The sequence below is a fragment of the Marinobacter sp. L-80 genome, assembly GCF_056859395.1.
This window is the reverse complement of sequence record NZ_JBSXOI010000064.1, coordinates 1-23,044: the sequence shown is the minus strand read 5'-3', so window position 1 is coordinate 23,044 and position 23,044 is coordinate 1. Positions and strand designations below refer to the sequence as shown.

General features: G+C 54.0%; 20 protein-coding genes and 1 tRNA gene. 17 read left to right on the top strand and 4 right to left on the bottom strand.

Annotated elements, in window-relative coordinates; translation table 11 throughout:
- Positions 1 to 2: 2 nt before the first annotated feature.
- Positions 3 to 887 carry an EAL domain-containing protein gene (locus AC13E3_RS10060; protein WP_482901990.1) on the bottom strand — a complete coding sequence of 295 codons (885 nt, stop codon included), beginning with the start codon at positions 885 to 887 and terminating at the stop codon, positions 3 to 5.
- Positions 888 to 1,015: 128 nt separating this feature from the next.
- Between AC13E3_RS10060 and AC13E3_RS10055 the strand changes: the two genes are divergently transcribed.
- Positions 1,016 to 6,559, top strand: coding sequence for an LPD23 domain-containing protein (locus tag AC13E3_RS10055; protein WP_482901989.1), 5,544 nt, complete (start codon positions 1,016 to 1,018; stop codon positions 6,557 to 6,559).
- 96 nt (positions 6,560 to 6,655) lie between these two features.
- Positions 6,656 to 6,731, top strand: a tRNA-Phe gene (locus AC13E3_RS10050).
- A gap of 138 nt (positions 6,732 to 6,869) precedes the next feature.
- On the opposite strand, the gene AC13E3_RS10045 is transcribed toward AC13E3_RS10050, so the two are convergent.
- The gene (locus AC13E3_RS10045) at positions 6,870 to 7,613 is read right to left on the bottom strand and encodes a tyrosine-type recombinase/integrase (RefSeq protein ID WP_482901988.1); all 744 of its coding nucleotides are present in this window, start codon (positions 7,611 to 7,613) and stop codon (positions 6,870 to 6,872) included.
- 823 nt (positions 7,614 to 8,436) lie between these two features.
- Between AC13E3_RS10045 and AC13E3_RS10040 the strand changes: the two genes are divergently transcribed.
- The 9 genes from AC13E3_RS10040 to AC13E3_RS10000 all read left to right on the top strand — a co-directional run bounded on the left by AC13E3_RS10040 (position 8,437) and on the right by AC13E3_RS10000 (position 17,800).
- Positions 8,437 to 8,751 (top strand): hypothetical protein, encoded by a 315-nt coding sequence (locus AC13E3_RS10040; RefSeq protein ID WP_482901987.1) that lies wholly within the window; start codon positions 8,437 to 8,439, stop codon positions 8,749 to 8,751.
- Between the two features lie 55 nt (positions 8,752 to 8,806).
- Positions 8,807 to 10,063 carry a tyrosine-type recombinase/integrase gene (locus tag AC13E3_RS10035; RefSeq protein WP_482901986.1) on the top strand — a complete coding sequence of 419 codons (1,257 nt, stop codon included), beginning with the start codon at positions 8,807 to 8,809 and terminating at the stop codon, positions 10,061 to 10,063.
- Positions 10,064 to 10,320: 257 nt separating this feature from the next.
- Complete coding sequence (locus tag AC13E3_RS10030) at positions 10,321 to 11,097, top strand: MBL fold metallo-hydrolase (RefSeq protein WP_286715065.1); 777 nt, start codon at positions 10,321 to 10,323, stop codon at positions 11,095 to 11,097.
- A 30-nt stretch (positions 11,098 to 11,127) separates the two neighbouring features.
- Positions 11,128 to 13,098, top strand: coding sequence for a site-specific DNA-methyltransferase (locus tag AC13E3_RS10025; protein ID WP_482901985.1), 1,971 nt, complete (start codon positions 11,128 to 11,130; stop codon positions 13,096 to 13,098).
- Positions 13,095 to 15,818 (top strand): DEAD/DEAH box helicase, encoded by a 2,724-nt coding sequence (locus AC13E3_RS10020; RefSeq protein ID WP_482901984.1) that lies wholly within the window; start codon positions 13,095 to 13,097, stop codon positions 15,816 to 15,818. The genes AC13E3_RS10025 and AC13E3_RS10020 overlap by 4 nt, the downstream gene beginning before the upstream one ends.
- 114 nt (positions 15,819 to 15,932) lie before the next feature.
- The gene (locus AC13E3_RS10015) at positions 15,933 to 16,343 is read left to right on the top strand and encodes a hypothetical protein (RefSeq protein WP_011783264.1); all 411 of its coding nucleotides are present in this window, start codon (positions 15,933 to 15,935) and stop codon (positions 16,341 to 16,343) included.
- Positions 16,344 to 16,357: 14 nt separating this feature from the next.
- Complete coding sequence (locus AC13E3_RS10010) at positions 16,358 to 16,966, top strand: hypothetical protein (RefSeq protein ID WP_482901983.1); 609 nt, start codon at positions 16,358 to 16,360, stop codon at positions 16,964 to 16,966.
- Positions 16,953 to 17,321, top strand: coding sequence for a DUF7673 family protein (locus AC13E3_RS10005; protein ID WP_482901982.1), 369 nt, complete (start codon positions 16,953 to 16,955; stop codon positions 17,319 to 17,321). Before AC13E3_RS10010 ends, AC13E3_RS10005 begins: the two co-directional genes overlap by 14 nt.
- A complete protein-coding gene (locus AC13E3_RS10000; RefSeq protein WP_482901981.1) occupies positions 17,321 to 17,800 on the top strand; it encodes a hypothetical protein in 480 nt (159 codons plus the stop codon). The genes AC13E3_RS10005 and AC13E3_RS10000 overlap by 1 nt, the downstream gene beginning before the upstream one ends.
- A 59-nt stretch (positions 17,801 to 17,859) precedes the next feature.
- Here AC13E3_RS10000 and AC13E3_RS09995 read toward each other — a convergent pair whose 3' ends face one another.
- Both AC13E3_RS09995 and AC13E3_RS09990 read right to left on the bottom strand, forming a co-directional pair.
- On the bottom strand, positions 17,860 to 18,585 hold the full coding sequence (locus AC13E3_RS09995) for a nucleotidyl transferase AbiEii/AbiGii toxin family protein (protein ID WP_482901980.1): 726 nt from the start codon (positions 18,583 to 18,585) through the stop codon (positions 17,860 to 17,862).
- On the bottom strand, positions 18,582 to 19,277 hold the full coding sequence (locus tag AC13E3_RS09990) for a helix-turn-helix domain-containing protein (protein WP_482901979.1): 696 nt from the start codon (positions 19,275 to 19,277) through the stop codon (positions 18,582 to 18,584). Before AC13E3_RS09990 ends, AC13E3_RS09995 begins: the two co-directional genes overlap by 4 nt.
- Positions 19,278 to 19,509: 232 nt before the next feature.
- Between AC13E3_RS09990 and AC13E3_RS09985 the strand changes: the two genes are divergently transcribed.
- The 6 genes from AC13E3_RS09985 to AC13E3_RS09960 form a co-directional block, all read left to right on the top strand.
- A complete protein-coding gene (locus AC13E3_RS09985; protein ID WP_482901978.1) occupies positions 19,510 to 19,764 on the top strand; it encodes a hypothetical protein in 255 nt (84 codons plus the stop codon).
- A gap of 250 nt (positions 19,765 to 20,014) precedes the next feature.
- On the top strand, positions 20,015 to 20,758 hold the full coding sequence (locus AC13E3_RS09980; protein ID WP_482901977.1) for a hypothetical protein: 744 nt from the start codon (positions 20,015 to 20,017) through the stop codon (positions 20,756 to 20,758).
- 566 nt (positions 20,759 to 21,324) lie between these two features.
- Positions 21,325 to 21,990: a site-specific integrase gene (locus AC13E3_RS09975; protein ID WP_008175529.1), complete on the top strand. Its 666-nt coding sequence runs from the start codon at positions 21,325 to 21,327 to the stop codon at positions 21,988 to 21,990.
- 326 nt (positions 21,991 to 22,316) lie between these two features.
- Positions 22,317 to 22,556: a hypothetical protein gene (locus AC13E3_RS09970; protein ID WP_136630274.1), complete on the top strand. Its 240-nt coding sequence runs from the start codon at positions 22,317 to 22,319 to the stop codon at positions 22,554 to 22,556.
- Between the two features lie 25 nt (positions 22,557 to 22,581).
- Positions 22,582 to 22,797: a hypothetical protein gene (locus tag AC13E3_RS09965; protein ID WP_482901976.1), complete on the top strand. Its 216-nt coding sequence runs from the start codon at positions 22,582 to 22,584 to the stop codon at positions 22,795 to 22,797.
- Positions 22,798 to 22,841: 44 nt separating this feature from the next.
- Positions 22,842 to 23,044: hypothetical protein (locus AC13E3_RS09960; protein WP_482901975.1), on the top strand; the 203-nt coding region annotated here is incomplete at its 3' end.

Below are 23,044 nucleotides of genomic sequence, written 5' to 3'. Positions count from 1 at the left end.
GATTAGCCGCTAGCCATGGCCTGGCAAAAATCCTTAACTTCTGTGTCTCCTCCTCGATAAGAGCGATTAATGCTGGCAGGAGCATCAAGAACGTCCGGCAAGTCAGCTTCGACCAGCGCTTGACCAAATGCAGATCCTTGGTAGTGAGTCACCCCCATGCCTTTGGCGGCCGATGTCTGCGCCCTTGCCTCAATACCATCGGCAATGACCAAGCACCCCCATGCTCTCATGCTCACTCCAAATGAGCGCATTACCTCAAGATCCATTGATTCCGAGTCTGAGCACTTTCCTTCCAGGAAGCGGGACTCCGCTTTAACTGCTTCAGGGCAAAACTTGATTGCATCAACAGGCAACTGACTAACAAGTCGAAATCCATTGGTCCGATGGTTAAAGCCATCGACGCAGATTCTCACACCCATGCTTGTAAGCTCGACCAGGGTTCTCTTAAGTCGGGGTAAGTAATTGGAGAAAGACTTACCATCGGCGAGGTGTGATCCATCTATCTCAACGACCAAGCGAGAGCGCTCCACGGTATTCATGACGGCCAATCGGGAGATAAGGAAATCAGCGAAGCCAGAGTCAGACAAGCTAGAGACGCGAAGATTAAAGCTGAAAAACAGGTCAGAGGATTCTGCAGAAACAGAGGCGCCAATCGCCTCTTGCACCATCAACGCATCGAGCGTGGTCAAATCCTCAATACCCATTTGCTGCTCGAAATCACGAGCAGTGAGAATGGTTTGATCCTCCGCCAGAAATCTAGGGAGAAGCTCATACCCTGCTACCTGTGGAATGCCTTGAATGTCACCGGTAACTATAGGCTGATTCGCCACTCGAAATCCCTTGGCTTCAAGTTTTCGGATAGCCGGCAACGTCAGGCATTTCTTCATCTTTGACCTCATTTAATAAATCTAATGCTTGCTTCAATCAAGTCTGGATTAATTCTATATTATTTTCTGGTCAAGTATACAGCCAGAATGCTAAATTAGGTCATAAAGTGATCATGTTGGCATGAGTTATGACTCCAGAAGATTTCGGTAAAGCTGCTTCGATTTGCGCCCCGGAAAGTCTCGCCAGACAAGCAATTTCAAGGCTTGATAGGTATTTCGGCACACAGACAGAGCTGGTTGAAGATGTCAGCCTTTTGCCGGAGCACATCCAAAGAAAAATGGCAGAGTTCGGGTACAGGAAAGAAAATGCCAAAGGCATTTTCGACACTCGTGATAACCGGGTTTACCTGATTGCGTCAAGGCTCGACAGCGCCAACGACGTTGTAATGACCTACCGCCATGAGATCACCGGCCATAACGGGGTCAGGGCCACCCTGGGCGCCGATAGAGATCAAACCTTCCGTGAAATTTATCAATCCTTCGAGTCTGATCCTCGGCTTCAAGAGATAGCCGATCGCTACCAACTGGATTTGAGCTTTGAAGAGAATCAGATGTTGGTAGCGGAAGAACTGGTGGCCATGATTGCCGAGTCAGGAGAGAAGCCCTCTCTGTTCGATAAGATCCAGTTGGCTGCAAAACAGGAGTACAGCTCGCAGACCGGCGAGAACATCGTCTACACCGACGATGATATTCGAGTCCTTCTCCAGAGAGGTCGTGACTATCTGAGGTCGAAGGCTGCCTTTGAGCCAAACGCAGATCTATCTATTCGTGGCCCCGGTGCCCTTACCCCACGTCAGTCCAAACTCAATACCCTGATGAAGAGCATGCCAGATGCTTTGTGGAATCAGTTTGACCAACACCTGATGGAAGATGGACAGGGGAAGCTGGACTCGCTTGCTGAAAATTATGCTTCTGCCGAAAGACTCAGCACGGCGTTTGCCCAGTATCTGGAGTCCCGGGGCATCGAAGTTGAAGCCGATGGCTCGATTCGAGTTCACTCTCTTTCCGATGTCGGCGCCGAGTTGCTGGGAGACCAGCGCGTTATCGTCAATATTGATGGCACTGATCGAGTCACCGTTTTGAGCAATCTCATGGATCGCGATGGGCTTGCGCTAGTGTCACCTTCGCTGGCAGTTGCCGCCCAAGATAGTGCAAACCCGCTCCGTTTCATGTATCTCGGCGAGCAGGCCTCCGAGCGGCTTGGTCGTACTGAAACCTTCAAGAAAGCCACACAATTGAGAATGGAAGGTCGCACCAGCGCGGAAATATGGGCCGCGACGGGTTGGTTTGAAGGTCCGGACGGTGCCTGGCGATTCGAGATTTCTGATCGCGATGCAACAACCAATCTTCAGGCAATGGAAGAAACTGCCTGGTTGCAGCAGGAACTGAACAATGTAACCCGCCAGCACACGGATGGATTGATCGGATCGGCAGAAGCGGCGAGGAAAACCGCGTATTACATGGAGCGGATGGACCAGATCGGCTCTCATTTCGATTCTGCTGAACCCGGCACCCTGCCGGCTTACCTGAATCATCCGACTTTGTATGAGGCCTATCCGGAACTTCAGTCCATGCGGGTAATTATCGACCCGAATGCGCCCTACCCTGAAGTCACAACGAACACCCCCAGAATCATTATTCCGGAAAGCTATCTGGAAGACTCTGATCTGCTGCGTGAGACCCTTATCCACGAGACCCAGCATCTGGTGCAGCGACTCGAGGGATTTGCCAAGGGGTTGAGCCCCTTCATGAATGGCCACCGTGAAAGCTGGGAAAATGAGCTTAACGAGCTGCTTGAAACGGATCCGGACGTCCAGATCTACATGGAACTCCATGCCGAGCTGTTTGATGGGCGAACCGGTGTTAACCCAGAGTTGACCAAGCAAGAGATGCAGGTGCTCGAAGAGGATAGCCCGAGCATCCAGCGTATGAACGAATTGGCCGAACGCCTCCGACTAATCGCTGATCCGGAGGCCTATACCAAGGCCTTTGGTGAGATAGAAGCTCATGAATCCGCGGCCCGGGCCGCGATGACGGAAGGCCAGCGCAGGAACATTGCCCCCTACGGTACCGACCCGAAGCCAAATGAATTCGTCGTGCATCAGTTCGAGGATGTGCCGCAGGCGATGTTCCTTGGCGCCAGGGCCCGCACGGCAAATCCCGGTCGGCTCAGCCAAGCCCATGACCTGGAGTTAGCCGGCATTGATAGCGAAACCATTCTGGATCAGACCGGCTGGTTCCGTGGCGTCGATGATTTGTGGCGATTCGAAATTGACGATTCCCAGACATCCCTGAACCCGGACGCGCTCTCTATCCTCAAGCCTGCATGGAACACTCTCGAAGCTCCACGCATTGACCGGGTGGTCCATCGCAAGAACCCAAATGGTGGCTTCGATGTCCAGATGATCCCCGTAGACGCAACGAGGGTCAGCGACATCATCCAGCTCGAAGGCGTTTCAAGATCGTTCCTCATGATGAACCTGCCCGTCCCTGTTGCGTTCAGCATCATGGAAGGCAGCGGGAAACTCGACTATTTCGATTTTGAGACAGATGAACCTAATGGCCGGCAGCTGGATACCGATTTCACCTACGACCAGCACAATTTCCTGCCGCTTGATCGCCTTATCAACCACCCGGAACTGTTCCAGGCGTACCCTGAGCTTAAGGATTGGGACGTAGTATTCCATCCAAAATCAGAGGATTACCCAAACAGCTCTGCGTTCTGCGATAGCCAGCGCCAGAAGATCGTGCTGTTCCCCCAGTCTGTCAGGCAGCTCATACCGACCCTGCTTCACGAAACCCAGCATGCCATACAGACAATTGAAGGCTTTGCCCTGGGCACCTCCCCGGGGGCCCCATCCGTCGCAGCTAAAGTAGAAAATCCCGGCCAGCAGTATCACTCCGCGGTGCTTCGTGCTGTACAAACCGCGCCTTTTGAAAAAGCGAGCGCTGATCAATGGATGGGGTATTTGCAAAAGCAGCCGGGCGTGAAGCAAGCCGAGCTGGACTGGTTGGATCTTGGTGAGTGGCTGGCCGATGCAAATGCTGATGGGCCTGTCGCTCAGGCCGATCTCGCCCAAGAAATTACGAAAGCCGGACTCAGCCCCCGGGAAGTCTTCATTGACTCTCAGGGCCTCTCAGCGGCCCGTACTCTGCGCAAAGAACTGGGCGACTGGTGCGAATCCTTCGCCAAAGAGGCATCGGAACATGGATTTGGTTTCGAGGAGCCTCTGGAGCTTATCCACGAGGCCCGGTCTCGAGCGGGTTGGTGCTATTCAACTGACTTGGAGATTCCACCACTCTCCGAATACGAGGGCCTTGGTGAGATCTTCGATGCCCTCGAGCATCACAAATACGAAGACTTCCTGGAGATCGTCAAAAAGGTAGATGACCTTGAGTCTTCTGCTGAGCTGGCAGCCCCTGGCACCTCCCCCCAGTATGAGGACTACATTCTGAGTGGCGGTTCCGAGTACCGAGAATTCCTCATGCTGGCGGACGATCAGTCTACAGGCATGAAGCTTGGAGAGGACTTCGTATCAGAGCATTGGCCCGGGCAACGCAATGTGATGGCCCATGCCCGGTTCCAGACGATCAACGAAAGTGGTCAGAAAACACTGTTGATCGAAGAAATCCAAAGTGACTGGCGTACTCGAGTCCAACAGATGGGCGATGCATCTGACCCCAATGGCGCTATGGCAGCCTATGAGGATGTGACCGCGAAACTGAATGAAGTTGCTTCTAGGCTTGGTGACGCCGAGAAAGAGCTGGAGCAAAGTCAGCGAAGAATTGCTGAGTTTGGCCAAAACGAAAGCGTGAAACATCTCCATGAGGGAGATCTGTCCTACAGCGATTTAACGTCCGATGACCAGTATCTTGCCGACGCCTACGACGCCGAAGTGCACCGTTCCCTGGGATTGGTGACTGACATCGAGCTTCTAAAGGCAGAGTATGAGGATGTCGACCAAGCTCGTTCGAGAGCGCTGATGAATGCATCTGACACACCGAAAGCATTCCCGCTTGGGAAGGATTGGTACGCTACGGTGGCCAAACGCCTCATTCGCTACGCCGCCGAAAATGGCTTTGACTCTGTGGCCTGGTCTCCATCAGCTGTTCAGGCTGAGCGCTATGCCGGCGGTGAGCGTCAGCGGTATGACGAAGTGGAATGGCATCCTGCCCATGATGAGGACAAGATCTTCGTTACGGCCGAGCGTGGTGAAGATCACGTCATCAGTGATGCGTTTACCGTGGCCGAGATCAAGAAGCTGTTCGACAGCAAAACAGCCAAAGCCATTCTCTCGGAGGAGTCTGGCAGCATGTTCAGCCCAAGCATTACCACGGATGCGAAGGGGTTCGAGACCTTCTACGACAATATGCTACCAAAAGCCATCAATAAGGCGCTGAAGAGCTACGGCCAGCAAGTGGAGTGGCGATCAATCAATGCGGACCTCGATACCCCGAGCGACCAGAAATTCCCTTCAGTAGCGATCACGAACGAACTTCGTGCGGACCTGAGGGGTTCTACCACCCCCATGTACAAGCAGCAGACGGGGGATGCGCTCAGCACCTATTACCGGACAGCCGGCGAGGTAGAGGCCAGAGCGGTAGAAGCGACCTACCGGAACCCGGAACTGAAGTCCGTCCATCCGATGTCCCGCTATGACGTCGCTCCCGTAGAGCAGATTGTTAGCCGGGCTGGTACCGTGGCCATGAAAATTGGCCCCAATGCCCGGGGCGTGAATCTGGCGTCGCTTGAGACTGCAGCCAAGCTCGTATCTGAGAAAGCATTAGGAGTTAGCGAGGCCTACCCCAAGGTTCTCAATGCGCTGGCGGGGCATGACTTCAGTGATATTGGGGGTGCTCTTCGGCAGCGATTCGGTCGCCTGGCCGGTCAGATTAATGAGGAGTTGAAATCAAAGACAGGCTGGGCACTCGATGATACTGGGCATCTGAGGTTTGAGCTTTCAGTTCCGGATCTTCGCGCCAAACAGACATTGGGCCAGTTCATTGCCCGAGACGTTCAGAAACTCGCTGAGGGCGTCAGGGCCGGTCAGATTGATGTTACCCGGGTAACCAGCATCTACAACCAGATCACCCGTCAGGACGTTCCCCTAAAGGCCCTGCTGGGCAATCATGAAGTGTTTACCGCTTACCCCGAGCTCGAAGACGTCATGGTCACCCAAAGCTCTGACAGACATGAGACACGCTTCGACAAGAGCAGCGGCACCATAACCGTGCCGCCCAACCTGTCCTCCATGGAGCTGGGGGCATACCTCACAAAAGGCGTGAACCAGGCTGTTAACACCTTCGAGCGTATTGGCGACCCGACCATACAGCGGGCTCGATATCACAATGCCCCTGCACAACAGAACCGAGCGCGGGTCATTGAGAGCATCGTGAATCAATGTGAGGGATTGGACGCTGTACCCCGTGAAGTGGTCGAGAAGAATATTGCCGTGCTGGAACCTGCGGACGCTGAGTTCCTGGCAGGATTGCCGTTGGAGCGGGCTGCCAGATTCGCGCATGCAGCAACCCTCAACCTTGAGGGTAACTGGTCAAGCGTGAAGCCGGGGTATCAACCAAAGACGAAGCCAGAGGCAGCTAACGAGCAGAAATTGGAAAACGTCGACCACAATCCTCAGCTCAAGGCGCCAGTACGCAATCTTGCGATGTAAGACTTTGGAGATAGGAGTTTTCAGGCGACTTGACATTGGCAGGTGCACCCGGTTTAATGCTCGCCCGTTGCAACAGGTTAGTACAATTTGCGACATGCCCGGATAGCTCAGTTGGTAGAGCAGAGGATTGAAAATCCTCGTGTCGGTGGTTCGATTCCGCCTCCGGGCACCACGAATTCAATGACTTGGCCCGCTTTTCAAGCGGGCTTTTCCCTCTCTGGGTTAAATGGGACAGTTTTCGATGCCGGCTGCATACCTGCCCTCCCCCGCAGTGCGCCTGTTTCCTCAACATCCCATGTAGCGGTGGAGGTCAGTCATGGAAGTTGATTCCTTGAATCAAATCATCATCTTCCAGCCGGAGTACCCGCTCATACGCCTCAATACCCGAGACATCCTTTATACCCAGTAATTCCGCGACATAAGAAAGGGGGCGTCCATGCAGTAGCAGGTGGACAGCAAATGACCTACGAAGCGTTGAGCAAGTGATTGGGATTGGAGGCCCGCCCTGTATCCAAACACGCTCACTGAGACGGTGGGATACCGCTTGCCGGGTAAGCGGGAAAAGCCGGTCATGCACGCGGCATTTTCGGAACCAGCCCCAGTCGTGAATCTGCTTTAGAATGAATCTGTCATGAATGGGAACAAAGCGCCGAGGCGATCGGGCGAGGCTTGCTTTTGAAGGCCGCCCTGGGCCGGATCGAATCGGCTGAAGCCATACACCGGAATGGCCAGGCTCCTGAACAAAGCTGGCCCTGGATAACGCAAGCACCTCCGAAATCCTTGCCCCGGTTAACCACATGATGTCCAGAACCATTCGGTGCTGTAAGTCTTCTTCGGACTCAAGCAGTTCCAATACCTCGGGTTTGAGTAAGTAGCCGTTCATTTCGCCGGTCGCCAGGACCCGAGGCCGCCTCTGGATCTGCCGATCCCAGTCAATCTTGACTGACTGTATCGGAATATCCGGTACCGGACCGGGATCGTCCGCGCTGACGATATTGGCATGGCCGGGCCACTTCCGATACACACCGTGCATGTTGTCCTGCTTGAACCCCATCACTGAGCCTCCGCTTATCCAAGAGCTCTCGCCCTCACCTTTCACAGAGTAGCGCAGTACCGAAACGTGGTGAGATTAGCGATCCCCTAGGTTTACCATATTGGGATAATCTCGATTGATGGTCTGCAGACTGGTGATGCGAACTTTGTTGGTACCACGGCATTTGACGCTACCGACGCTCCTGACGACAAGGATCTGTTTTCAAGCGTTCAAAGAATTGCAGATACGTTGGGGGTGGGCTTGAACGAAGGCGAACTGTCTTATTGCCTTGATAGAATGGTTTCGGTAGGCGAGAACCGTTGACGAATTAGCTAAGCCTATTCGGCTCGCCATTAGATTTGGGCCCATCTTCCTGGATTTACTGCAATAATACTATATCAAATACTTAGCAGTATTTGACATAGCATATCCCGCCCCGTAATCTTGATACGCTAGACGACCACACAAAGTGCTAAACATTTCCACGCAAAGTGCTAAACAAGACAACCAGGTCACGCAAGGTTATGAAATCAAAGGGCTATTATGGCTTAGCCATTTTCATAAGCTGGTCTTCTACGCCGTATCCCAGAATCGACTTTAAGTTTTTTTAGCACTTTGCGCGGAATCTCGGTCCTAAACCATTGATTCCTGGATTGCCGAAATTAAGCACTTTGCGTGGTCGTCTATGAGATTCGCCGGGTAAGTGCTCAAAGACAGATTTATCTTGAGACTGAAGCTGATGTTCAGCTAATTGCCGACGAATTTGGTTGTTGATCGCATTCTTCTTGTGGCGTTATTGATCGCTTGAGCATCTGTATTTTTATTCTTGTGGAGAGTTATTTGTATGGCGAGTGAGGAAATTGAGCGGGACTTTGACCGCCAGAAACGAATTGGCATCATCATCGGCCTCTTTGTTGTTGCTGTGGCTGGAATTGCATCGTGGTTATCACGGCCTCATGAGGGTCAATCCAATGCTGTTGATGTTCATAGCGCGCCAGCTGCGTCATTTAAAGCGCATTCGGAGGTAGGAGAAATCGAAGGGCGTCGCGTTTACCTCTTCGAGCTTAATGACGGTACTCGCTGCCTGGCGATTTCCGGGCACACTGCTGGCGGTGGCTTGGATTGTGATTGGGCTCCGCGGCTGGTAACTACTGAATGAGCCAACATAGCGTCTGTTCTTGCCTCGTTGGCGGTGTTGCCCATGAGGTTTGCCTATGAGTCGCTTCCCCGGATTCCCCATTTTTGATGCCGCCAGCCAGCTTGACGATCAGCTGGACGAACAAGGTTATGCGTCTGTTCGCGATGCTATTGTGGCGTTGTCTGTTGATCAGGATAAGGCTTTTCGCGATCTGGATGTCAGCCTTCGGTACTTGACGGACTACTCCAATGTCCCGGGCACCTACAACCGCTTTCGGAGCGAAGTGCAGCGGTTTTTGAATTACCTATGGGTTGTGGCCAGCCGGACGCTCGATCAGGTGGATGCCGAGGTTGTTTCCAGCTACTTCAAGTTCCTCAAGAATCCGCCAGCCGCCTGGGTGGCTCCCAATATTCATTCGGGGTTCCTGGATGAACAAGGACAGCGGATCATTAATCCCCGCTGGCGCCCCTTCACGAGTCAACGCTCCCAAGGCGAGCGTTACACCGCCAGCCCGGCGAGCCTGAAATCATCGCGGACTGCCCTCGCCTCTTACTTCCGGTTTCTGCGCCAGCGCAAAATAATGGCAGAGGACCCGTTTTTGGAGGTTCGTCGTCGGGACACAAAGGCAAAATCCAATGCCTTGCTGGAGCGCCAGGAAGCGTCGGTGCGCCGGTATACGGACTGGCAGTGGTCATTCATTCGGGAGGCCATCGAGCAGGCGGCCGACCAGGACCCGGAGTATGAACGTCACCTATTCATCATCGTCACCATGAAATCCCTGTTTTTGCGGGTCGGCGAGTTGGCCGTTCGGAAAGTGGATGGCGAACTTCGCATTCCGACGTTTTCGGACTTTCAGAAGCAGGTGGCCGGTGGCGAGGCATTCTGGACCTACTACGTCTTTGGCAAGGGCGACAAGGGGCGCACCATTACCTGTCCTGATGCGTACCTTCCCTACCTCAAGCGCTGGCGGGCATACCTGGAATGCGATTCTCCCCTACCCTTGCCCAATGAATCCCGCCCCATCCTACCGTCTGCCAGAGGTGGTGGCCTGGGTGCCCGACAAATTCAGCGAATTTGCGAAGAAGGCCTGACGCTGGCAGTCCAGAAGATGAAGGATGAGGGTTTTGTCGACGAGGCGGCCCAATTGGAAGCCATTGCCTCTGAAACCCATTATCTGCGCCATACCGGGGCCAGTCAGGCCATCGAGGCCGGCGCGGATATCCGGCATATTTCCGAAGAGCTTGGGCACGCCAGCGCAGCGTTTACCGAGCAAATTTATGTTAATGCAGACCAGGCCCGCCGTCGTGCGGCCGGTCGCAATCGGAGTATCTAGGCTATGACCTCAAGCAGTGAGATTTATGTAACCTATATCGTTCGGCAGCGTGGACGGCTCCAGACTACCCCTCCAGAGTCATTGATTCCCCAGAGTGCAACGGTTGATCTCCCTGAGTCTGTCTCACCCGGGGAGATTCCGGCTTACATTCGACAGCGCCTTCGCCCTCATAGGGAGGCTGATCCGTCGGATAATTACCGAGGGCAGTCGCCCGATGAAGTGGTAATTCTGAATATGGTTCGGCTGGAGTCATTGGCATGAATGTTGAGCTTGAGTTTGTGGGTGCTGGCGGTGCCCACAGCGACGATCTCGGTAACGCATGTGCTTTACTCCGTTTCGAGGGGTGCGGTGGGATGCTGATTGATCTTGGTTCGGAAGCCTTCTTTTCCGTTCGGGCGATGGATTATCCCTTTGATTCCGTGTTTGTGACCCACGCTCATCTTGATCACATCGGTGGACTGGAAAGGCTGTTCTTTGCTCGCGCATTTTCCGACCTGCCGCTTATCAAGCTTTATGTTCCTGTTGATATCGTGTTTCGGTTGCATCAGGTTCTTGCCTCTTCGGGCACCCAGGTCGCCGAGGGTGGCAAAAATTTCTGGGACTGCTTTCAGCTCATTCCGGTTGGCCGCCACTTCTATCACCTGGGGTTCCGCTTCAACGTCTTTCCAGTTCGGCACCATTATCCTGACGAGGCATTTGGGTTGGCATTGCCTGGCAAGTTTGTTTTTACCGGTGATACTCGCCCTATTCCGGAACAGTTGGTGGCCCACGCAGGCCGTGGCGAGGTTATCTTTCACGACGCCACGATGACCTCCAACCCCTCGCATTCTGGGGTTGACGATTTGGCTCGCGAGTATGCTTATCACGATTTTCTGGATCGCCTGGTGTTGTATCACTTCGGTTCAGACGCTGAGCGCATGAGTGCGGAGTCGCAGGGTTGGCAAACGGCTCGCCCTGGAAGCCTGTATCGTTTTCCGCACACCGGTAGTGCTGATGCCGTCAAGCCACAAAGTGGCGCTATTGTTAGTGTTTAACAGGGTGCAACTAGCAGCCAAGGATTCATTATGTCGTTGAATAAGAAAGCCATTCTCGCCCGACTGGACGAGCTTTCACCGCAGGAGCTCAAGCGGTATCTGGTGCAGGAGCTAACCCACAAGAGGCTCGGGCTGACCTGGGAGGCAGACCTGATCGAGCGCGATAAAGCGCTGAATTCGGACTTGGTGTTCCCAAGGGTTGATCCCGAGCTGTCGCATTGGCCGGAACAGTCCGCCAGCAATAACCTGATCATCGAGGGGGATAACTTTGATTCGCTGAGATTGCTGAGGTCAACCCATCGAGGGCGGATTCGTGTTGTGATGATTGACCCTCCTTACAATACCGGGAATGGGTCTGATTGGGTTTATAACGATTCCTTTGTAAAGAAAGATGATCGGTGGAGGCATAGTAAGTGGTTGGAGTTTATGTATCAGCGACTTTTAATCGCCCGGGACCTGCTAACCCCGGACGGGGTGATCATGGTGTGCATCAATGATGAAAACCGCTCCAAACTTGAACTGATGATGGATGAAGTGATGCCAGGATTGCGAGTTGGTTCGTTTGTCTGGCGCGTTCGGTCTGGTGGGAACGACACCAAGGGAGCCCTTCTTTCCATGAATCATGAGCATGTTTTGGTGTATGGGAACCCAGCTTTCTCGTTCAAAGGCGATGAGCGCGACCAGTCCAGCTACACTAATCCTGACGACGATCCTCGAGGCGCTTGGCAAAACGACAATCTTGTGAAGGCTCATAACGCCAAGCAGCGCCCGGAAGCCTACTACCACATACGCAACCCGGAAACGGACATTTGGTATCCCTGTGATCCCGACAGCGTGTGGCGATTTGCCTCTACCACTCGGCCCACGAAAAAGGCTCTCCAAGCAGACCCTATCGAGGTGGTGATAGAGGAACGGCGTGTGCTCTGGCCCACCCGGGATGCTTACGTTCAATACGATTCTCTTGGCGATTTGAAAAAGGCGATCAAGGATGGTGATGCTCCAAAGCAGCTAAAAATCTATAACTCACTGAAAAACTTGGAGCGCCAATCTGCCTCTGATGCCCGTATTAAGCGTTTGCTTGATTATATCGAACCTCTTGAGTTTTGGGTTGGCAAGAAAATTGGTACCCGAAAACCTCGGTACAAACGATTCCAAAAAGACCTTAAACGTGACATTCGTCCGGTGTCATCATGGTTGCAGGCGTCTGCGCTAGCTGATGAGTCAGCAACTGATGAATCCTTGGATTCATTAACTGTCATTACTGTCGGTGCTACGGGCGAGGGAACCAATAATTATAAGCAAATCCTCAATAACAAGGATTTCCCCTACCCCAAGCCTCCTTCATTGATGCGCGAATTGTTACGTCAAGCCATGCGCCCTGATGATATCGCTCTCGATTTCTTTGCCGGCAGTGGGACGACCGGGCAAGCTGTTCTGGAGTTGAATGCCGAGGATGACGGAAACCGCCGTTTTATTTTGTGTTCAAACGCAGAAGCTTCAAACAAAGCTCCTGACCGGAATATTTGTCGTGACGTCTGCGCCGAGCGTGTGCGCAGGGTAATGTCCGGCTACGGCGATACCCCAGGCCTCGGCGGTGACTTCACCTACGTCACGCTGGATAAGGTCGAAGAGGCTGACCTGATGTTTGAAGCCGAGCCCCGCCACGCTTTCGGCTTGCTCAGTCTCCGCGAAACGGGTTACCTCTCCGAGCCGCCAGTTGATCAGCCCGTGTGGGTTGTCGCTCAAACCGCCAGCAGCGCAATTGTTTTATGTCCCAGGCTGTCCGATGAAGCTGTTGCCGCCCTTGAAGCCCTACCGGTTAGCCAGTTGATCGTCTACACCGACCGTCCGGACTCCCTTCAGGAAGCCTTGGCCGGCGACAAGTCGGTGACCTGTTATTCCATCGAGAGCGCCCTTCGATACGCCCAGGGCGGTAATCAGGCCTCGGCATCCACGGCGCCTGTCGGAGACCCTGAGCCGGAACAGGAGGTGTCCCAATGACCTCGCTTACCCTGAATGTCTCGACCCCTCAACACAATGTCGCGATCCCTGAACCATTCCAGACAACGCTGATCACAAATCTTACCGAGCGTCTGACTCGTGAGAACAGCCCCCCTTGCCTTCTGCGAGCACCCACCGGTTCGGGCAAAACCTTTGTACTGGCCAAAACGCTATCCAATGTCACCGCCCAGAAAAAGGTGGTCTGGTTCTGGTTTGTCCCGTTCACCAATCTGGTTAACCAAACCCTGGATGATCTGGTGACCAACGCCACCGACCTGACACCGGTTCAGTTTACCCAAGGCATTAACCAGGAACCGCAAGCCGGTCAGGTGTTGATTTCCACCGTGCAGGGGGTTTCCCGGCGAGCGTGGAGGCTGGCGGACTATGACGCCGGCGGTGGTGAACAGCTACGCACGCCGGCCGATTTTATCGCGCTGGTGAAGTCTCAGGAGCTTGAAGTAGGCGTCGTTGTGGATGAGGCCCACATTGCGCTGGATGAGGCAACCGAATTTGGCGCGTTCGTGCGCTGGCTGAATCCGTCGTGCCTGGCGCTGGCCACAGCTACCCCAAAGAGTGCCCGGATTAACAACTTTCTTGCCAGTGCCGGACTGAGCTCTTTTGAAGGGTTCAATGTTGCCCGGGATGATGTGGTGCAGGCACGCCTGAACAAGAAGTACATTGAGGCCGTGGTGTATCAGCTCAAGGATACCACGGCAGCAGTGGCCGACCTGAACCGTACCGTCTTGAGGCAGGCTTGGTTGCGCAATCAATACCTCGCAACCCAGCTTCAGGGGCTGGGCATTGATCTGACGCCCCTGCTACTGGTGCAGGTGGACAATGGTAAAGACACCATTGAGGACGCTGAGCGCGCCTTGATTGATCTGGGGATTCCCATGCCGGCGATCGGCAAGCATTCATCGGATGAGCCGAACCCGGAACTGATGGATGCCATCGCCAATGATTCATCCAAAAAGGTGCTGATCTTCAAGCAATCGGCCGGTACCGGCTTTAACGCCCCCCGGGCCTTTGTGCTGGCTTCCCTGAAATCGGTCACCGACACCGACTTTGCCATGCAATTCATCGGACGGGTCATGCGCGTCCCTCGGCAGATTCGTAACCAGTACACCCAGGCGGACGCCATACCGGCTGACTTGAATACCGCCTATGTGTACCTCGCCAATGCCGATGCCCAGAAAGGCTATCAAAGCGCCGTCGAGATCACAGGGCAGGTTCGCAGTGCGCTGGAAGGCGAATCCGAAAAGCTGTACCGGCGAAAAACCCAATCGGGCGCTCCGGTGTTCACCAACCGGCCGGTGTCAACGCCGGAGCTTGACCCCCGAACCCCCTTTCCCGGTACCGAACAGTCAGACACCGATGAGCTGGACACGGCAACCACCGGTACGAATGGCGGAATAGTGGGTGGCCCTGGCGCGCCCCTGCCACCAATGCCTCACCCTGTAAATGACGAGTCCACAACCGGGGAAACCGGCAGTCTCTTTGATGATCTCGACGAGGTGGACGAGGAATCCGCTGATGAAGAACCGAAAAAGCCTGACCCGCAGACCGCCGCCAGCATGGAGGAATGGCAAGCGATCATGGCGGAGCGTGGCATTCGAGTGTACCCGGTTAACCGCGATGCGCGAGAGGTGCCGGTTGCCCTGGAACGGGAAGTCCGCCCTACTGGCCTGAATATGGGAGAAATTGCCGATCGCGTGGCTACCCGTGTGGTCATTACCGACCGCCAGAAACGGGAGGCAGCCCTGGCGGCCCGAAACAGGCTGCGGGAGAAGGAGCGTCATACCGAGTTGACCACCGGGGTTGTCAAAAGCGTTCAGGATGCCTTTATCGTGGTTGACCGGAACGTAGTAGCCAGGGAGGCCCGTGCCGCTCTTGATCGGCTTCCCCAGATCGAGCCGGCCGATCATAAGGTCATCGTGCAAACCCTCGCCAAGCGCGTTGAGGGTACGCTGAATGAGCAGATCATGGATGCCGGTGAATCTGTTGCCCCGGATGAGCTGACTCGAATGAGTCGCACCGCAGCGTACTGGCTTGTCCGCCAGCTTACGGGTGACCTTGAGGAAGCCTTGTATGCCGAGATTGCCAAGGAAGCCGTGACCGAGCCGGCCGGGCCATTACCCGCCGCCATGTTGTTCCCATCGAGCATTGCGTTGGAGCCCAGTCATAAGAACCTGTATCGGGTGCTTCCGCCCTCAACCGACGATCTGGCGACCGTTGAGCAAACGTTGGTGATCGAAGACCGGGAGCTTTTGCGGGATACCCAGTGGCAGGTTGGCAATGAGCGGTTTATGACCGGCCGGTTTGATTCAACCTTCTCGCTGAACAGCGACGAACGAGCGTTTGCCGATGCGTTGGATCAGGCCAGCTTTGTCGCCTGGTGGTTCCGAAACCCGGATCGGAAGTTCTATTCGGTTCAGTTGGTTCGCGGCGAGCATCGAAACTACTTTTTCCCGGACTTCGTGGTGTGCGTAGAGCATGTAGACGGCCAGACGCCCATGGCCCGACTGATCGAAACCAAGCATGACGTGAAGGATGCCCGGAGAAAGGCCAGGCACATTCCTCAGCACTACGGAAAGGTATTGTTCCTGACACGGGATAGCGGGAAGCTGCATGTGGTGAACGATGACGGTGGCCTGGGACCAGAAGTGGACTTAGGCGACCTGGAAACCTTGCGTACCGAATTGCAGAAAACGGCGCCGTAATTGATATTGGGTCAATCGCATAGAAAGGTCTGGTGGCCGGCAACGGCCGCTCGACCTCATGGCTACATAGGAGGCTTGCATGATGTTCCATAATCTCTTGTTGTGAGGTGACCTATGTACGAAAAATTCAGAGCGCTCCTTGGCCTCAAGCCAGTTGACCCGCTGGCTCACTATTATGACGAGGCCCGGCTGCCTGGGCCCTTTGATGGCTTGTCTGGATCTGAGCGGAAGGCACATGAAATTGCCCATAGTCTTTTGAGTGTGCCTGTTCGTCAGATTTTCGTGGTGACCGGCGCTAATGGTTTATCGGCACAGATTGCCGAGGCAAACGGAGACCCTGAACCACCGCGAGATGGTTGGCTGGGAGACTTGCGGCTTTTGATTGAACTCACAGAGGCTACCGGTAATCACTTTGTGGATTGGGCAGCCACACAGCCAGGGTTAGTCGTTTTTGATCAGTGGAATGGCAGATTGCGGCGAGCGGTCATAGATCTTTCCCATTATCTCAGCCCTGAAAAGGTATAGAGGTCTGAGCACCCATGCCAAAGGCGTCTAATGAGAAACTGAGGCACTACTGGGGCATCTTCAGGGATGCCCGTTTCACTCCGGCTGATCTTTGGCGTTGGTTCCGAGGTGCCTATTACCATGCTGGCGGGCAAGACAGCTGGCCACGAGATGATTTTCTCAACTGGCTGGCCCTGGATCGGAAGTCGTGGATTGAATCGGCCCCCGGTCCGCGCGGTGGTCAAGGCTGGCGGATTGCGGCTGATGCAGTTGAGGTTTGTCTTGCCGAAGAAGCCTTTATCGAGCGTACCCGGAAGGAAGCTCTTGGGGCTATTTCGGTTGTATCGGTTCGTATTGGCTTTCTGGATGTCGAGCAACGGTTAGCTCATCCCCGGTTTTGGGAAATCGCTTGGTGTTTTGAGCCGCCGATACCAGTTCAAGGTCCAAACGTAAATGGGGTTCCTCGGCACAATACGACTGCCCCATTTTCATTTCGTGTGCGTTCCACGGTTGGTCAATCCGACCTGCAGAAACAGGTGGTTTGCGCCCAGGAGCACGTATCGGGCTTGATCGTTGAAGCAATCGACAGCCACAAACAGTGTATTCACCAACTATCCGGATTACTGAACAATGCCGAGCAATGAGAATAATCGCAAAGAGATGCAGGACCGAATGGCAGCCAGGCTCGCAGCTCAGAGAATGTTTATAGAAACCGAGCTGCCAGTGATCCGCCAGCGGGGCCAGGCGGCCCTATTTCGCCTGCTTCCGGTGGCCCTCAGTGATACGGGCCAGTCTTCCGTTGTCGCTCGCTTCCTGCTCGGCCTGTATAACGGCAAGCGTTTTCCGATGGATATGACCGAGCTGCGGAGGCTGGATCGCACGTTGCTGGTGGATTGCCTGGCGGTATTGGAGATGGATCACCAACCTGAAATGGAGATTCACCTGTATGTCGAAAATGGCGGAACTCTATTTGAAGAACTGGCTGACAGGTTTCAATAATGGATCATCCATTTAATCGAGACCTACAGAACGTTCTGGATGCCGATGAAGCCTACGATTTTCTACCGGAGGGTTCCTGGCTTTCCGGTGGATGCGGTTTGCTGGCGGAAAGCCTGCACAGACTGATTTCTGGTTCTGAGATCTATCTGGTGGGTCGACTGGACCAGGGCATTCCTGATCATGTGGTTGTCCGGCTCGTGTATGGGAATGAGGCCATCTATCTGGACTACTCGGGGGTACAGACCGAGCGCGAGTTAATTGCCGCATGGCAAGCGGAGCTTCCGGGCGTACCAGTTCGGCTTTGTTCGCTTTCGGATGCGCTTGCCGCAGGGCTGGATACAGGTGAAGTATTGCACCAACAAAGGTTGGTTGCGACTTTTTGCCGTTACCTGGTCAATGAACTTGGTGTGGTCGATGCCGAGCGGTGCAATCCAGATTGGGAAGAAGATTACGAGGAATGCGGGCCCTCGCCCTGTTAACTTGCGCTTAGTGCCGTCGCCACGAGCTACTTAACCCCGGCAAAGGATATTTGCCATTCTTAACAGGGGCCAAACATGGAAAGTGTGTCTTCATCGTTCTGATCGTCTAACCATTCCTCGATGATGCTGAGATCATCAAATAACCGGCCGTTAAGTATGGGGTCACCCTCATACGCGCTGGCATAGCGTTCCATTAGGTGGGCTGGATCGCTGAAGAACTCTTCAAGTTGCGCTATCAGTTCCGGGGGGAGAGCTGCTGAATACCGACTCGCAATGAATGCCAGGTCATGCAGATCGCGAGCCGTTGTTCGGTAAGGCATGGCTGGGTCTTCCCGTGCCGCCAATAGCTTCAGGTGCGCGATTTGGCTGATGGAGTACATCTGTATGCCGTTGATCACGCATATACTGGCCGGGGCAGGCGTGGTCCGCGAGGAAATCTCAATTTTGATGGGGATCGGTGGTTCACCCTCGCCGGTTGCGAACATTGGCCGGCAGCGGTGGGTTGTTCCAGTTTTCTTGGGCTCATTGAAACTTGAGAGGCTAACCTTGATTCCCTTTCCGGCCAGCTTTTTGATGGCGCTGTTGCAGATCCTCTCTATGTTTAGGTGTCCCTGCAATGCAGTTGTAAGGTCGAAATCCAGATCTTCGCTGAACCGTTGCAAATCGTATCCCAGAAGTAATGCAGTCCCCCCTTTCAAAACCAGGGGTTTACCTTCGTCATGGATGACCTCGCAGATCGCCTGCATGATTTGTCGATGGGTTTGTTGTTGTTTTGTCAGGTTCACTGGTGACCTCCATTCAGCCAATCCTCGATGCGCTCTCGAGCTGCGTCTGACAGGAAGGGCTCACATTGCGCTACCCATTCTCTCACTTGTTCCAGGTTAACCACATCATCAATATCGGTAACCTGCACATTAGGTACTCTGCACTGGCGGATTTCGCAGCTGTCTATCAGCAGGTCGAATACCGCGCGTTCCGGATTGGCCGCCCAGATACACGGCGCAACCACGCCGTACTGTGCAATCGTTGCAGTGGCATTCCATAAGCCCGCCACGCCGATTAGTGCGCCTGTATGTGCTGTGTGCTTACCGGCAATCCGCCAGCTTGAGGGGTTGCTCAAGCTGCTTGTATACCAGAGTGCTGGCGGTCGACCATCAGCCGGTGGTAGACATAGTGCTGTCATGCCAGACAAATAGTATTTCGGTGTCCCACGGGCTTCATCGCTGGTATCACGGCCAAAAACGTCGAACATCCATTCAAGGCCCAGCTCGCAGGCAACGGTTTTGTATCTTCCCAAGGCTACCGCTCCGTTGCCTTGCTCAATTTTGACAATCGTGCGGAGTGATAGCCCGGTTGCTTCTGCGAGTTTTTCGCCAGACAGTCCTGCAGCCTTCCTCGCGTAGCGAATGGCGAGGCCGATCGCTGCCCCAGGTTCTGGTGACGTTCTCTCGGTCGTTGGTGTGTCAATTGCCAGCATTGTGGGTTGTCCTCCTGGTGCCCACTTTCGTTCCATTGTGCATTATACTGCACAGAGCACCTTAATACACTGAGGCGTATATCCATGGCAATGCTGATATTTGCTTTATGTCAGTCAGATGAAAGCCGAATACGTTGGGTTCTACAGAGAAGTGGTGCGCTAACGCTTGCTTATCAAGGGCAACTGCAGTGATTCAGCTTTTCTACAATGCTACGGGCGAATTGGGGGCCGCATGACCTTGCTCAAAAAGAATCCTCCTGAAATTGATGCTGAAACCGCCGTTAGTCATGTGCCTACTGATTACGAGGGGCCGTGTGCCGTCGTCCAGTCGCAGCCCTCTGCAAATGTTATTGCAGTGCTGCCCTCTGTTATGGAAGCAAGCCGCGTGGCCAGATATGCCATATCGCCATCTGGCGGGTATGGATCTGTTTATGTCGAGCCTACAGACCTTGCTGTAACCTGCTTAGCACTTGAGGAATGGCTCTGAGGGTCGACGCTACAGTGCGTGAAAAAAAGCTTCCTATAGCCGCTGGGCGCTTGGCGGCAGTGCCGCTGGCGGGCCTTTGGCCCTTTCCTGATTTCGGGGCGGGCGCCTGCCCTTCCCTCAAGTGCCTGGTCGCCGCCAGCCGGCTCCCATGCTTTAACCGTTCCCGCTTCGATATTCTGCTTGCGCTGACCGCTGCGGTTTTGCGATGTTATACGCCCGCACTTAGATTTATAGGAACTCCGAGCGCTTCATGAAATCACGTCCGTCCCGGCAAAAGGGTTATGGTGGTCCAAATAATCGGGATCCGCTGCTCGACACTGGTGTTCCCGGTGCAATCGTGTCCAGGGCGATTAAGAAAGGCCAAAAGCGCGTTGTGGTGTCTGCAGCGTTTCAGGTGGGACAACCCGGTGGAAAGCCGAAGCCGGTCATGCGCTATGTTGGCAGTCTGTTTGAGGGTGCGCTGGCGGATGATCCTCTTGATGCTTGTCGACGATTCTCCGGCTTTTTGCGCAAGGCCATGGCGATACGCCGCTACGCTGAGAGCTTTTACGAGCGCGGGGAGTATCCAGCTTCACGATTACATTTTGACGATGTGCCCGGCTCTATTGTTGAGATGGTTCCCGAGCCGCCAGTTATGGACTTGAGGGCCATCATGGATTCATATGAGAGTGATCATGCATCTGGTGAATCTGGGAGAGACCTGGATAGGCTCGCATTGACCCTGCAAGGGTATACGTTGGAGCGCCGAAGGCCTCCGATCGTTTTTAACGGTCACCGCCTGACCTTCCACTCACTGATGGCTGAGGGTGTCAGAGTTTTTGTCCCAGAGCAGATGGGGCGCGGTCGGGATCATTGGTGGTTAACCATTGTTACTGAGGATGGTCAAATCCTTGATGAGATCTACGATGGTGACCATGGTGGGGGTAGCCAAACCTCTCTTCGAGAGGCGTGGCTTTATCTGGTTTCGCTCCTGCGAGCGCATCGGGCTCGCTAGAGAGGGTTAACGTCGGCTACATCCATCCAGAAGATAGTAATCGTAGACGAAGCCCCAGATAACTTGCCGACTGTGTTTAGGGGGTGTCGACCGTCCTCGGTTATCGCGCCAAACTTTCACAAGAACAGGTTTGGTTCGATTCGAGTGAAAGATGATCAGGCTGCGATCACGCTCTCGGATTGCTTCGTACCCCTCGTGGGGGTCAATGTCGACGGGTAAACCGTTGTGATAGATCCATACTTTATTCATAGAATTTTCCTTCTGGTTAAATGATTGATCCCGAGAAATCATCTCCGGGTCTCTTATTTATGTCGAAGGATTGGTTGCTCTGGCCGCCTCGCATAACTAATTGTACGTACCCCATCGTTCACCTCCTTGTTGGGCGCCCTTTTGTGCCTTCCCCAACATTCCCATGAGGTGAGTGTCGGCCTGCGCCTCGGGTTCGATTTCTTCAGAATCACTCTCTTACAATGTCACAAAACAGCATATAAGCCGTATTGCACACATAGGGTGTCCGTGCTATCGTATGTCACATACTCGGATATAACCTGATTTGAGCAACATGAATGTCCATTGAGAGACTGTTTAGCGAGAGCGATGTGCAACGCCTCATCGACATGAATTCAGCACCGCCTTTCGGCAAGCGAAACGCCGCTTTGATCATGGGGGCGCTTTACTGGGGACTTACGCCTTCCGAGGCCAGCTTGCTCCGTCTTGAGGATGTGATGGACCAGTCCGGCGATTTCTTCCGGATCTGGACCCTGCCGGACAGCACAGCCTATAACGGCGAGGCTCGGGAGCTTCACACTGAAGATCATGTATTGCCCTTTTTCGAGGGCTATATGGACTGGCGAGTGAGTGAGGAACTTTGCTTGAGCAATCAGGCCTGGTACCGGGGGTCAGACCCGAAAAGCGCCTTTTTCCTGAATGATCGTGGCGAACCTTATAAGCTCTCGCCTCGCAAGAAAGGATCGACGGACTACCAGCCCAGGGCAATGTCAGCCAAGCTAAAGTCTTTCATTGAGAAGGCAGGCATAGAGGGCGCTACGGTAGCCACGTATCGTGATAGCTGGGTCAAGGCAATGTATGAGGCGGGCTGTCACCACAAAGACCTGATGCGTGTCTCAGGCATCAAGCAGAAAGAGACCATAGACAGGAAGACGCGCCCGGCGATCCAGGATCTGGAAAAGGTGTTCAAAGACGTTTACGCCCGAGTGCGGGTGTCACAATAGGAATCCGAAGAATGATAAACGCATCACCAACACCTGAGGACATAGAGGTTGCTCGACAGCAGCTTTCGGAGAGAATCGCGCAGGAAAAGGATGCCGGGATTCCAGCGTTTGATCGCACAGATGCTGTCACTGACATGAAGCGAACCCCATTTCTTATGGCCATGCGAACAAACGGATATACGGCCAAGCTGAATCGCTCGGGGTGTCAAGTCTTGGAGTCGTGCCCATTGTGCCGGGGCTCTAACCGCCACACCTTCACCAAGGGCGACCAGGAAATACACTTGTGTTCGGATTGTGGCAAATGATGGGAAACCGGGCCGGAGGCAATGATGGCGCTGAAAAGCATTGAAGAAGCAGAGTCCCTTGTTGGAAAGACGTTTGAACGAGACGGCAAGCGACGGGAAGTTACTAGAGTATCAGGGCTTGAGATCAGCCAGTTTGATCACCGTACCGTGCTAGGAGAGGTCTTCTGGCGTGTACCGGGCGGCAAAGAACGTATGGCCCCGACCCCGGTACCCACGTTTGGCGCTTGGTTGAGCAAGGCCAGCGTCGTACCTAATCAGTAACAGCATGGGAATACGGAGCGTGGATATGTTCGACAAGGTATTGCGAGCGCTGGGGGTGTTAGTAGGACTGGCCGGCATATCCGGAGGATTGTTCTTCCTGAGCGAGTCATTTGATTCTTTGCTGCCGGAAGCGATGATCTTTTGGTCCGTAGCATGCCTCCTCACTGGTGGTTCCAGCTTGTTTTGGGCGTTGCATGGATCGACGCTTTTGACGCGACTGATCGGCGGCGCATACAGCTAAATTTCTGATGGGAATTCGATCAAAGGTAGCTACAAGGGTGATCTATGGAGAGAATATTGACAGGTAGTGGCAACCCGACTTCGAGAAACATGGCGAGATTCAAAGCTTTGTTTCCAATTAACTTTGTCGCTTTTATCGTTATGGCGATTCTGGGTCTACAAACAGATTTCAGCGTCTGGGTGCGACTGATGTTTGTTGCGGGGTGTCTCATTTCAATCGGTATCGGCGTTTGGGTTTCCAAGCCGGT

Bases quoted from the DNA above. Each gene is read 5' to 3' on its own strand.
- AC13E3_RS09980 (WP_482901977.1), top strand. From the start codon at position 20,015: ATGAAATCACGTCCGTCCCGGCAAAAGGGTTATGGTGGTCCAAATAAT.
- AC13E3_RS10010 (WP_482901983.1), top strand. From the start codon at position 16,358: ATGCCAAAGGCGTCTAATGAGAAACTGAGGCACTACTGGGGCATCTTC.
- AC13E3_RS10035 (WP_482901986.1), top strand. From the start codon at position 8,807: ATGAGTCGCTTCCCCGGATTCCCCATTTTTGATGCCGCCAGCCAGCTT.
- AC13E3_RS09985 (WP_482901978.1), top strand. From the start codon at position 19,510: ATGACCTTGCTCAAAAAGAATCCTCCTGAAATTGATGCTGAAACCGCC.
- AC13E3_RS09965 (WP_482901976.1), top strand. From the start codon at position 22,582: ATGTTCGACAAGGTATTGCGAGCGCTGGGGGTGTTAGTAGGACTGGCC.
- AC13E3_RS09975 (WP_008175529.1), top strand. From the start codon at position 21,325: ATGTCCATTGAGAGACTGTTTAGCGAGAGCGATGTGCAACGCCTCATC.
- AC13E3_RS10055 (WP_482901989.1), top strand. From the start codon at position 1,016: ATGACTCCAGAAGATTTCGGTAAAGCTGCTTCGATTTGCGCCCCGGAA.
- AC13E3_RS10040 (WP_482901987.1), top strand. From the start codon at position 8,437: ATGGCGAGTGAGGAAATTGAGCGGGACTTTGACCGCCAGAAACGAATT.
- AC13E3_RS10005 (WP_482901982.1), top strand. From the start codon at position 16,953: ATGCCGAGCAATGAGAATAATCGCAAAGAGATGCAGGACCGAATGGCA.
- AC13E3_RS10060 (WP_482901990.1), bottom strand. From the start codon at position 887: ATGAAGAAATGCCTGACGTTGCCGGCTATCCGAAAACTTGAAGCCAAG.
- AC13E3_RS10020 (WP_482901984.1), top strand. From the start codon at position 13,095: ATGACCTCGCTTACCCTGAATGTCTCGACCCCTCAACACAATGTCGCG.
- AC13E3_RS09970 (WP_136630274.1), top strand. From the start codon at position 22,317: ATGATGGCGCTGAAAAGCATTGAAGAAGCAGAGTCCCTTGTTGGAAAG.
- AC13E3_RS10000 (WP_482901981.1), top strand. From the start codon at position 17,321: ATGGATCATCCATTTAATCGAGACCTACAGAACGTTCTGGATGCCGAT.
- AC13E3_RS10030 (WP_286715065.1), top strand. From the start codon at position 10,321: ATGAATGTTGAGCTTGAGTTTGTGGGTGCTGGCGGTGCCCACAGCGAC.
- AC13E3_RS10015 (WP_011783264.1), top strand. From the start codon at position 15,933: ATGTACGAAAAATTCAGAGCGCTCCTTGGCCTCAAGCCAGTTGACCCG.
- AC13E3_RS10045 (WP_482901988.1), bottom strand. From the start codon at position 7,613: ATGGGGTTCAAGCAGGACAACATGCACGGTGTGTATCGGAAGTGGCCC.
- AC13E3_RS10025 (WP_482901985.1), top strand. From the start codon at position 11,128: ATGTCGTTGAATAAGAAAGCCATTCTCGCCCGACTGGACGAGCTTTCA.
- AC13E3_RS09990 (WP_482901979.1), bottom strand. From the start codon at position 19,277: ATGCTGGCAATTGACACACCAACGACCGAGAGAACGTCACCAGAACCT.